The organism is Metabacillus sp. RB-C-LZQ-3-1 (genome assembly GCF_058315175.1).
In genome coordinates this window covers 347982-359709 of the sequence record NZ_JBZFLI010000002.1, presented here as the reverse complement: position 1 = coordinate 359709, position 11728 = coordinate 347982, and the positions used below count along the sequence as shown (strand labels likewise).

The following is an 11728-nucleotide window of genomic DNA, read 5'->3' as shown; positions in this document are numbered from 1 at the left end:
TTATCACTCCTTATAATTCGTTAATAATCTTTCCAAAAATGGGAAAAAATATGAATATAAATAAATGAAGGAGAAAATTATGGATAAAAATGAACTACTTCATCGCGTTCAAACTATGATTCATTCATCTACGAAAAAACCAAAATATATGACCATCTCAACAGTTAAGGTTGCAGATATCTTTGGTGTCAAACCAGAGGAAATTGAAAATGGGCTAGAGGAACTCATAACAGAAGGACATTTAAAAAAGTCAAAGTTGGATAGTCCTCCCTATCATGATATCTTTTTACTTCCTTAAAAACTTGTGAAGGTAGTCATATAGTTGAGGTTTTTCTAACTTTAATTAAAGATTGTAGTTTTAATTTTTCACTGCCGAGTATTCTTCTAAGGCTTTCGAAATTTGGACAAAAAAATAAACAGTCACGACATTGCAGGTGATATGCTCCCCTTAAGGTAGACAGATGAAAAAATAAATCTGTTTTTCCTTAGGGGGAGCTTTTTATGTCTAATAAATACTTTCCAATTGAATATAAGTACAAAGTATTAATGGCTTATAAAGATGGAGACTACACAATTAAGGAATTGTGTTTAAGATATCAAATCACAAAATATACCTTCTATAATTGGCTAGAGAAGTTTGAGAAAAACGGGATAAGTGGGTTAAGGGATTCAAACACTTGGAAGTCATATTCTAAAGGGTTAAAGGAAGCTGCCATAAGAGATTATCTATCCGGAAAATACTCTAAAAATGAGATTGTTCGAAAGTATGAAATTTCAAGTAGATCTGTCCTTAGTCGATGGATTAAAAAGTATAATAGTCATAGAGAATTAAAAGATACCGGTAAGGGGAGAATTCGCTTTATGACTAAAGGGAGAAAAACGAGTTGGGAAGAAAGAGTTCAAATAGCTATCCATTGTTTAGAGAATGGGAAGGATTATCATCAGACTTCTGAGATTTATGAAGTTTCTTATCAACAAGTATATCAATGGGTAAGAAAGTACGAGACCGAAGGATCTGAGGCATTAAAGGATAAACGAGGAAGAACCAAAGATGAAGCAGAATTGTCACCAGAGGAAAAAATAAAGCTAGAAATGAAGAAGCTAGAGAGAGAAAATGAACGCTTAAGAGCTGAGAATAAATATTTAAAAAAGTTAGAGGAGATAGAAAGGAGGAGAAGATAGACCAAGTAAGATATGAAGAAAGGTATGTAGCCATCCAGGAGCTTCAGGAGGAAGAAAACCTTGCGGTTTCACTACTTTGTGAAATCGCTGGTATTGAGCGATCAGCTTATTATAAATGGTTAAATCGAACACCGTCCGAGCGAGAACTTCAGAATGAAGAAATTATTAAAGAGATAAAGGTTCTCCATGAGAAAGTTGCGGGAATCTATGGATATCGCCGAATGAAAATGAACATTAACCGGAAGTTTGGCCGGAAATTTAACCACAAGAGAATTTATCGATTAATGAAAATCTGTGGTATACAAGCCGTTATCCGTAAAGGTAAGAAACGTTATAAATACTCTTCCCCTCAACATGTGGCAGAAAATGTGTTAAATCGCGAATTTATAGCTAATCATCCAAATGAAAAATGGGTTACAGATGTGACGGAATTTAAGTATGGTCAGTCAAAAAAGGCCTATTTAAGTGCTATTCGTGATTTATATGATGGATCAATTGTTAGTTATGTTATAGGGCACTCCAATAATAATAAACTTGTGTTTGATACACTTGACCAGGCTATAGCTCTTTTAAATGGACAACATCCGCTTATCCATAGTGATCGCGGGTTTCAATACACCTCTCATGGGTTTAAACGAAGGGTAGAAACTGCAGGTATGACACAAAGTATGTCTCGAGTCGGAAGATGTATTGATAATGGGCCAATGGAATCTTTTTGGGGAACGCTCAAATGTGAGAAATATTATTTAAATAAATACGAGACCTTTGAGGAACTCTGCATTGCGATAAATGAATATATCCACTTCTATAATCATGAAAGATATCAAGAAAAACTAAACGGCCTTAGTCCAATGGAATTTAGAGCTAAAGCCGCTTAGATCATTTTTGTTATTTCAACTGTCTACTTGACAGGGAGCAGTTCAAGGTTCGCGACTGTTTATTTTTTCATATTTTAGATATCTCGATTTCTAAAGATAAAACCTTTCATCTTGTCATAAACTTAGGTGAAATCCAGATGAATAATAGGTTGATTTTGAAGAATTCTCTCTTCCATCCTACGTAATATTTTCAACATCTGATTATCCATTTTTTCGATGTCAAACTTCTTATGGAAAAAGCTATACAAAGTAAGATCCCTTAACTTTAAAAACAATGGAATTGTTTGATAATCAGCTGCACTAAGCTTATTTTCTGTTTCATATCCTTTTCGTAATTCCTTCATAAATACTTTTCCATGTTCCTCAAAATCTGTGATTCCGCTAGTTTCTAAACTCCAAATATAATAATAGAGGGGTATCGCTAAATCACTTGCGAACCAATGATATGAACAATCATCAAAATCGAACACATAAATTGTGCCGTCATGAACATGAAAATTCCCATGGTGGATGTCAGAATGGATAAGACCATAGTTATCGCTATGCTGTGGTAGTTGTAATAACCTATCCTTAAGGAACTTCTGTTGCTGGATAATTCCATTTGGAGCATCCTTATAATATTGTTCAATCGTTAATAATTCTTCTTCATCCCATTCTAATCGTTTATGGATTTGTTTAGGTCGATAATTTTTCGTAAGTTTATGAAATTGGCCGATCGTTCTTCCCCATTCAAAAAATATTGACTCATTAAATTCCTTATCACTAATCTTTACTCTCATTCCTGGTGCTTTTTCAAATAAACAACAATAAAAATCTGATCCATCTAAAGCTTTTACAGTTTCTATAAGATTATCATGAATAGAGACTAATACATTTGGTATTTGTGCACCATTTTTTTGCAGGTATCTAACCCAAAGTAATTCTGATAAAAGCTGTTGCTTCGTACGATGAGACTCGTGTGTTATCCTTAGGATATAGGGAGTTGTATGACGATACACCTCGAAAACATAGTTCTCAGCATCCCCCAGCTTTACAGCCGTCTCTTTATCAACGTTATAAAATTGTCCCGCCTGCTCAATGATCTCTTTTGAAAATATCTTTTCTACGGAAGCCTCCATCCCCATTACCTCCAGCTAATTAATTATTTACAACAAGTCCTCTAAGTAAATATGGTGCTGAATTTCCGCTTTTTAATAAACCTTTTCCTGCATTTGCTATATGTATGTACTCTTCTGCTTTAAAAGAATCCATCCATGTTACCTTTTCAATTTCTTCTGGCATTGAAATATTTACTTCACCACCAATAATTCTCCCTCTGAAAATAAAGAAAACTACATGATGCCCCTTATCTTCAAACAATACTTCACTTACAGAAAAAATATGATCGATTTCTACATCAAAACCAGTTTCTTCCTTTACCTCTCGAATCGCCGCTTCTTCAAGAGTTTCTCCTTCTTCAACTGCTCCTCCTGGAAGTGTGTAGTATGAAGATGAATTCCCTATATTTTTTACCATTAATACCTTCTCGCATTTATCATCAAACAAAAGAACATATGTAACATCTACTCTTTTCAAAAATTCGAACCCCCCATTTAAAGCCTTTTATGATAAAGCAAGACTTCCATCAGTGGGGGTGTTCTTTATCCCCCACTGATGGGTAGCGAGACTTATCGGATCTTTACGGGCAGTTATCCCCACCTATCTTCTTTGCTTCTCTAGAATCTTGAGGTGGGGGTTTTACTGCCCGTTAAGAATGGGATAAAAAAATCCCGACATAGTTAAATAAATCGGGATAAATTATGTTAAAGCTGTTTAATTTTTTCTTCGTACTTTGCTTGAATCAACTTTGTCACTTCACCAGGTTTTCCATTTCCAATTGAACCTTTATCTTTAATCTCAACGATAGGTGTTATTTCCGATACAGTTGCTGTTGTAAATACTTCATCACTTGATAATAAGAAGTCTACTGTCACCGATTTTTCTTCAACCTCTAATCCAAGTTCCCTTGCAATTTCAATAATCGTTAGTCTTGTGATGCCATTCAAAATGAGGTTATCTGCCGGAGATGTATATAGTTTGTTATTTTTATAGACAAATACATTTGAGACACTGCCTTCTGTCACAATATTCCCTCGATGTAATATCGCTTCAAATGCACCCAACTTATGGGCTTTGTTTTTAGCTAATACACTACCAAGTAAATTTAAGCTTTTAATATCACATTTTGTCCATCTCTCATCCTCGTGTAAAATCGCAGAAGCACCTTTCTCCATTGTTTCAATAGGTCTTGTTGCTTCTTCAACATAAGCAATGAGTTGAGGCTTTAAGTCTTCTTTTTTATAAATATGACTTCTTGGTGCAGTACCTCTTGTTAATTGTGTATACACATAGCCATTTTCTACAGAATTATGCTGTAATAATTCTTCAAACATTGACTCAAGCTGTTCTAGATCCAAATCAGTGTCGATATCTATTTTTCTAGCACTTTCAATATATCGAATTAAATGTTCTTTCAGTTTAAAATACTTTTTATGATAAAATCGAATAACCTCATATACTCCGTCACCAAATTGATAGCCTCTATCATAGATAGATAGCTGAACATCTTTTTCATCAATAAACATATCATTCACTAAAAATTTCTTCATTTCTTTCCACCACTTCTTTTCAACTGAATTTATTTAAGATAAAAGCACATCCCGGGAAAAGAAATGTGCTGAACCATTTTAATATTAAAATTCTTCATATGCAGCAGGATCCTGGTTATTGATTCTGCCGTCTGGGCGCGATAATGCTGAGATGAGAGCCATTTCGTCCTCATTTAGATGAAAGTCAAAGATAGATATATTTTCAAGTTGCCTTTCAGGAGATGCAGATTTAGGGATTGAAATGGCGCCAAGTTGATAATGCCAACGTAATATGACTTGTGAAACCGTCTTATTGTGAGCTTCTGCCATTTGCTTTAATATATTATTTTCAAGAACTTCATTTGCACGAGCTAACGGACTCCATGACTGTGTTACTACGTCATGATCTTCATGCCACTTTCGTTGCTCCGCTTGATTAAAAAATGGATGTAACTCTATTTGGTTTAAACTTGGCTTTACACCCGTTTCTGATTCAAGGCGTTCAATATGGTCAGGTAGAAAATTACATACACCAATCGATCGAATTAAGCCTTGTTTTTTAGCATCTATTAGAGCTTGCCATGCTTCAACATAGTGGTTTTGTTTTGGATTTGGCCAATGAATCAGATATACATCATAATAATCTAAGTTCGCACGATATAAAGATTCTTGAATCGCAATCATTGCTTTATCATACTCTTGATATCTTCCCGGTAACTTAGAAGTGATGATTAATTCTTCTCTTGAAACAGAGCTTCGTCTAACCGCTTCACCAACTGTACCTTCATTTTCATAATTATAAGCAGAATCAAGCAGTCGATACCCTAAATGATCAATCGCATATTGGATTGATTCAGAACCTTGTTTGCCTTTTAAGTTATATGTACCCAATCCAACGACAGGTATAGTTAAACCATCATGTAACCTAATTTCAGGTACTGATATGCCCATTATAAATCCTCTCCCTTCCTCTATTAGATTACCATAAATTTGAAACATTTTCATAGATAAAGTCTAGCTCCATTTAAGATGATATTAATGGTCTAACTTTTATTGCATGACATACCTTATAATCATCAATCTGTTTATAAGGAGAAGGTTATGTTCAATATGCAAAAGCCATATCTTACAACACGAAGTTTACAACCTGAAAATCAAGAAACACCTATTCATTTTTTAGAAAAAGATATAATACCTAATCCCTTGTTTTATAGACGAAATCACTTTCCTTATCCGTCATTATCTAGCTATTGGTTGCCGATAACGGGTTCAGTGGCTCGGCCACAATTATTTTCTATGGAAGAGATTCTTCGTTTTCCTTCAAAAACAATAAAAGTTGTCTTAGAATGTGCTGGGAACAAACGAGCTAGGTTTGAACCAAAGATTTATGGAGAGCAATGGGAAAACGGAGCGATTAGCCAAGGGTATTGGAAAGGAGTTCCTCTTAGCTACCTGCTTACATTATCAGGTATTAAGAAGGATGCAAAGGAAATAGTTTTTGAAGGATTTGATGCAGGGAAAAGAAATGACCCTGATAAAGAATACTCATTTGTTAGAAGTTTACCGATCGAAATTGCCTTACACCCTGATACAATTATCGCTTATGAATACAATCATAAACCGATTCCCTTTATACATGGATACCCGATGAGATTAATTGTTCCACATTGGTATGCAATGGCTTCTGTCAAATGGCTAAAACAAATTAGCGTAATAGATGATCTATTTCATGGTCCCTTTCAATCAATTGATTATGTTTATTATCCTAACAAAAACGATAATAAAAGGTCCTTTCCTGTCACCACAATAAATGTTAATTCAACTATCCAAAAGCCACTTAATATGGAGATCATCCAGATAGGTGAACATAAAATAAAAGGAATTGCATGGACTGGAAAAGGCTATATCACAAATGTGAAAATTAGCACTGATAATGGAAAAACATGGTCTGATACACAGTTGGAAAGAAGAGATCACAAAGGCTATAGTTGGTTCAATTGGTCATATAAATGGACCATACAATCAAAAGGCGAATATACAATTTTAACAAAGGCAACTGATTCATATCATCGAACTCAACCGTCGGCTGCTTATTAGAACCGAAAAGGATATGGATATAATGCTATTGATCAAGTAAAGGTAAAGGTTGAATAATATGAAGTAGAAAAAACAAACCAGTGTTCTCCGGTTGTATACCGAATCACACTGGCGACTTAGTCTTTTTTTCTGTCTACTTCTAAGGGATTAGAGTAACCCTGTTAGGCTCTTTTTTCCTGTAAAAACGAACCTTTTAGTAGACTTGAATCCCTCTTTTTTTGACATTTTTATTTTCCCTGAAATTAAAGACTATTTTTTTATATTCTCTAATGCCCTATACGCATTTGCCTCTCCTGAACCAAATAAAGCATCCTGTCCATTTTTCCCATAATCCAAAGCTGTTTGCTTAATACGCGCTGCTACTTGTGAAGGTTTATATTCTGGGTGGGCAGCCTTAATTACTCCTGCAATTCCGGCCACTTGAGGAGTAGCCATAGATGTACCTGCATTTAAAGCATATGGAGAACCTAAATAGGAAGGCCAAGTACTCAGGATTAAGTTATTTGGATCAGCATCTATTGGGTTGTTGGTTTCCGAATATTTAGAACCATAATCTCCACCAGGTGCTGCCACGTCAATACTGCTTCCATAATTAGAATAGAATGCAAGTTGATGCGTTGACCATTTTGTTGAGGCAGATACATTAATGACTCCCGGTAGCTGGGCTGGTACTACGGTTGCAGGTACCTTCACACTCATACCATATGGCTCATAAAGCTTATTTAAAAATTCATTTACTTCGTTTTTATCATCTAAATTTAAACTTTCATTACCACTACCGGCTACTACGGTTACGTCATTCTTAATCGCGTACTGTATAGCTCTCTTCCAAAGGATCTTTTCAGCTACTTCCTTATAACTATCACCATCTATTGTCCATTTTGTATTATGATAGAAACGAAGCGACATATTAATAACATCAACCTTATCATTTGTTGCTGAAATAATTCCATCTATGATCCAAGTTGGTAGTCCCATCGCTTGTTCCGAATAAAGGACACGATAGGCTCGAATTCCTAAATCTGGACCTACACCTTTTACTTTACCATTCGCCCCAATGATGCCTGCAACGTGTGTACCGTGACCATTACGGTCTTTTATATCAGCGGGATCACCCGTTTCAGACTCATCCATGCCTGCTGGGACAAGATTTCGTCCTCCAATTATATTATCCTGTAAATCCGGATGAGACTGATCAATCCCAGTATCAATCACCCCTACCACAGCTTTATGTACAGTATTTCCATCTTTATCTTTATATCCGCCTGTTTCTAAATCATATGATTTACCCTCATTAGTCACTCTTTGAATATCCCATTGGGAATCCCAATAATTTCCCTCTTCTTGCTGGCTGATGATACTTGACTCATACTTATCATAGGTAGCTCTCGGTTCATTTAACACTAATGGAATTTCTTTATTGGCAGCTTCTATCGAAGAAATACTTTTTAAGTTTTGCAGAAAAGAAGCTTTGTCAGATTGAGCTTCAACTCCTCCAACTTCTAGAAGAACTTTCGTTACTTTTCCACCTGCTTTTTGTATGACTTCTTTATAATTATTGGGTAACTCATTTTTAAAAGCTATCGCGTATGTGTTATTCATCTTTTGATTTTCACTCTTAGCCTGAACAGGTGCACCATCAACAGATAATAACCCAGCTCCTAATGTAATCGAAAGCAAAGTATATAAGAATTTTCTTTTCATAATCACCCTCCTAAATTTGGAAAATAGTTATCACATAATATCTTAATATATAAGTATATAAATTCCAAGTTTTTCTAATTCATCTTGTGTCTATATCATAATCATATTGGAACATTCCCTGAATAAAGTTTAAGAGATGCTTCATATTAACTCAAAAGAATAAAGGCAGCATGAAGCTGCCTTTTAATCCCTATTCAATTAAAGCACCCTTTAATTGAATAAACTCACATTTTTGCTTTGCTTATTTATTTTTTTGTTTTCTATACTTTATGAACAAGCCAATACCATTTACTAAAATCAGCCCAAAAATAGTGTTGCCTAGTGGTGCCCATCCGTTCTCGCCTATGAAAAGTAATGACAGGATAACCTTTCCAATAAGTGTGATATTTAATATGATCAAACCAAATTTAAGTGAATGCTTCCAAAAAGCGATTAAAATTAAAACGACAAAAACCATCATTAAAGCAATCGTAAATATAGCTGAAACTGGGTTACTTAATAGCATTTGCTCGTATTCCAAAACTTCCTGCATTTGCGGATTAATCGTCTCTGGTGCTGGAAACCAGACCATACTGCTCATCATTAACACAAAGGTTATAATAACACCTTTCCAGCTGTGCTTATAAGCAAAATAGACTAATACAATTAAAAAGACGGGACGAATATACCAACTTAACGGATTTAGATGGCGCTGAAAAGCCCAATCCAGTATTTCTTGGAATTCCATTGTTTTCACCCCTCTCGCCAATTCGGCATTGCTATATAAAGCAGGATAAACATATTATGTTTATATATTGTATTAGCTTTTATCAGAGGTATTCTAATAATAATGATCCTTTCTTCTCCTCTATTGACTCCTTCGGGTACATCATTTCCTCATACCGAGTAAAAATAGAAAAGTTCCATAAATTTAAATTCTTTATAGTATTACTTCTTTAATTAACCTGAACTGTTGCTTTCAATAAAAAAAGCGCTTCTTCCCGTTATTGTATCGGGTATCCTCAACAATCTACCCGATTGCTAAACAAGATCCTATACAAACTTCGTTCACATAAACAAGTTATTGGCATTAAAAAAGGATCTCAACCGAAGATCCCTTTTTAATACCTATTTACCTTTGGGTCAATTGATTTCGATCCTCAACCGGGGGTGGTTCTTCCATCCAACCATTTTTGATCATAATTTTCCCACCCTGTTTTGCAAAATCAAAAATATCCTTTGCAATAATTGCCATTTTCGCGGGTAAATCAGTTCTTAAACTAAAAGCACCGCCAAGTGCATTACTCCCAAGTCCAAATGTAGTTAATAAACTGGTATTATACATCATCAATTTATCCGAGAATGGAGGGACAGTTGAATTTGTGGCTTTTCCTGCATGTGTTGCTGGCGGTTCAATGAACTCCTGCCGTAAAAATTCACCTAATGTTGTTTCGACTTTCTTTGATAGTTCCATACCTTTAACAAAATGGTTTCGTACCTGCTGATCATGCGCTACTTGTGCAAATCCGATCATTAATTGCATCCCCGTGAGGTTTGTCTCAATAGCATGATGTATATGAGAAACTTCGATCGTATTTAAGGACCTCTCATTACTGAACCAATTTAATCCAGTCATATAATTTTTTTTATGTATAAACTTCACTTCTTTTGGCATCGATACATATGGAGGACGAGAAAGAACCCCTGCTTCTAATAAAGCTTTTGTTACTTGGTCAAACGATTCTTGCGCTTCAGCCGTTAAGCGAATGAAGAATTTTCTTATATCTTGACGATAAGACATAGTCGAAAAGAGTGCATAAAGATTAGTTTCTATTTTAGTCATCATGTGCAAATACATGACATCATACATATAGTCGAATAACTTGGGAGCCCCTTTATTCACATCTTTTTCAGTAAAGCCTGTTGGAATAACGGCGCCTTCCTGTTGAAAAATATTGGTTATAAACTCTACACTTTGGGTAGCAAGTTCATAATAAGACTTGAGGATTTGACGTGACTCTTCTTTTTCAACGTGCTCAAGAAAGTATTCTAGAAACCTCATAATCATTGTTTTGTCTTGATATGCCATCCACAAGTTTCCTAATTCTGAAGATGTAATTGGTACTCGATTTGAACTACTCACCAAAACCCTCCTAATACCATTTGATTTTTCTTTAACTTTCCCAATTTTGAAACATATTATAAATCAATCTGTTCCTATTTTTAGTATTTTTCGCACACTACATTTACAACAAAAAGAACTATAAATTGAAATAAGCACCTTTCCTTGCTCCAGAAAGGCGCTTTATTATTGAAGATCTATTATTAAAGTAACCGTTCATTACATAACAATTCTATGTCCTACGATTCTAATGACCCTGCGCTGGATTATTTATATGGCCATGAATTTCGTTCAGCATTAAACTTGATTCTTTATCCACATACCGATACATTAATTAAACGATACTATAAAATGTATCGTCCTATTATCTTTACTAGCTTCTTGTTAAGGCTTAATAAAAGTAGAAATATGGGAAAAGGAATAGTCTTCTAAAAAAGCGGAATGGGAAACGGCGTCGACGAAAACGACGGAATCTCCTTCTGCGCGGACGTCCGTAATCATCATAATCAAAACCATAACCATATCCAAACCTGTTTATTTCCTCTGCATCAACCTCTTCTGGAACTAACATAGTCACACCATCATCGTCCATATCTGTGATAATCCCCTCAAACTGTGACCCGTCGTTCATTTCTCCCATAACGTGGTAGTTCATGTATTGGTGACAAAGTGATTTTATATCACCGTCCTTAGATACTCCCTGAACTTGTTGAGGCATTGGTGCATTCGGTTGAAAAGCTCCTTGTACCTGTTGAGGCATTGAAACGTTCGGTTGAAAAGCTCCTTGTACTTGTTGAGGCATTGGAACATTAGGTTGATAAGCTCCCTGTACCTGTTGAGGCATTGGCATGTTGTTATACACTTGGTAACCCTCCTTTCTTTACTACATTAGTGTATTCACCCAGCTTGGGCTATGTTAACGAATAAGCCGATGCAATTATAGATTGTACCTGCTTCTTAATTTGAGAGGGTTTATGATCACCGATTCTTGTTAAATCTAAGAGTAATATGTAAATAGGAAGACTTGTCCTCACATATAACAGGAACAGAAATCTTTATTGATGGTGCAGAATCATAATTGAAATAAACAAAGGTCTGCTTATTTATAAGCAGACCTTTCATTTTTAATCAAATGATCC

General features: G+C 35.2%; 11 protein-coding genes. 3 read left to right on the top strand and 8 right to left on the bottom strand.

What is annotated here, in order from left to right:
- Positions 1-79 precede the first annotated feature (79 nt).
- Together AC4GZ8_RS05170 and AC4GZ8_RS05165 are read left to right on the top strand one after the other, a co-directional pair.
- Positions 80-298: a hypothetical protein gene (locus tag AC4GZ8_RS05170; RefSeq protein WP_491080731.1), complete on the top strand. Its 219-nt coding sequence runs from the start codon at positions 80-82 to the stop codon at positions 296-298.
- Positions 299-501: 203 nt separating this feature from the next.
- Positions 502-2060 (top strand): IS3 family transposase gene (locus AC4GZ8_RS05165; RefSeq protein ID WP_491080730.1). Its coding sequence is split into 2 segments (ribosomal slippage): positions 502-1144 and positions 1144-2060, totalling 1560 coding nucleotides; the frame shifts between segments, so codons are not numbered across the junction.
- A gap of 122 nt (positions 2061-2182) precedes the next feature.
- On the opposite strand, the gene AC4GZ8_RS05160 is transcribed toward AC4GZ8_RS05165, so the two are convergent.
- From AC4GZ8_RS05160 to AC4GZ8_RS05145, 4 genes are all read right to left on the bottom strand, one after another.
- On the bottom strand, positions 2183-3178 hold the full coding sequence (locus tag AC4GZ8_RS05160) for a phosphotransferase enzyme family protein (protein WP_491080729.1): 996 nt from the start codon (positions 3176-3178) through the stop codon (positions 2183-2185).
- Between the two features lie 19 nt (positions 3179-3197).
- A complete protein-coding gene (locus tag AC4GZ8_RS05155; protein WP_491080728.1) occupies positions 3198-3635 on the bottom strand; it encodes an NUDIX hydrolase in 438 nt (145 codons plus the stop codon).
- Between the two features lie 227 nt (positions 3636-3862).
- Positions 3863-4708: a D-amino-acid transaminase gene (dat, locus tag AC4GZ8_RS05150; RefSeq protein WP_491080727.1), complete on the bottom strand. Its 846-nt coding sequence runs from the start codon at positions 4706-4708 to the stop codon at positions 3863-3865.
- An 84-nt stretch (positions 4709-4792) separates the two neighbouring features.
- Positions 4793-5638 (bottom strand): aldo/keto reductase, encoded by an 846-nt coding sequence (locus AC4GZ8_RS05145; RefSeq protein ID WP_491080726.1) that lies wholly within the window; start codon positions 5636-5638, stop codon positions 4793-4795.
- 150 nt (positions 5639-5788) lie between these two features.
- On the opposite strand from AC4GZ8_RS05145, the gene AC4GZ8_RS05140 reads away from it, so the two are divergent.
- Positions 5789-6784, top strand: coding sequence for a sulfite oxidase (locus tag AC4GZ8_RS05140; protein ID WP_491080725.1), 996 nt, complete (start codon positions 5789-5791; stop codon positions 6782-6784).
- Between the two features lie 249 nt (positions 6785-7033).
- Here the strand turns inward: AC4GZ8_RS05140 and AC4GZ8_RS05135 are convergent, their stop codons facing one another.
- From AC4GZ8_RS05135 to AC4GZ8_RS05120, 4 genes are all read right to left on the bottom strand, one after another.
- On the bottom strand, positions 7034-8488 hold the full coding sequence (locus tag AC4GZ8_RS05135) for a S8 family serine peptidase (RefSeq protein ID WP_491080724.1): 1455 nt from the start codon (positions 8486-8488) through the stop codon (positions 7034-7036).
- 241 nt (positions 8489-8729) lie between these two features.
- Positions 8730-9215, bottom strand: coding sequence for a hypothetical protein (locus AC4GZ8_RS05130; protein ID WP_491080723.1), 486 nt, complete (start codon positions 9213-9215; stop codon positions 8730-8732).
- Positions 9216-9599: 384 nt separating this feature from the next.
- The gene (locus tag AC4GZ8_RS05125; RefSeq protein ID WP_491080722.1) at positions 9600-10610 is read right to left on the bottom strand and encodes a DUF3231 family protein; all 1011 of its coding nucleotides are present in this window, start codon (positions 10608-10610) and stop codon (positions 9600-9602) included.
- A gap of 370 nt (positions 10611-10980) precedes the next feature.
- Complete coding sequence (locus tag AC4GZ8_RS05120) at positions 10981-11451, bottom strand: hypothetical protein (protein ID WP_491080721.1); 471 nt, start codon at positions 11449-11451, stop codon at positions 10981-10983.
- Positions 11452-11728: the final 277 nt, after the last annotated feature.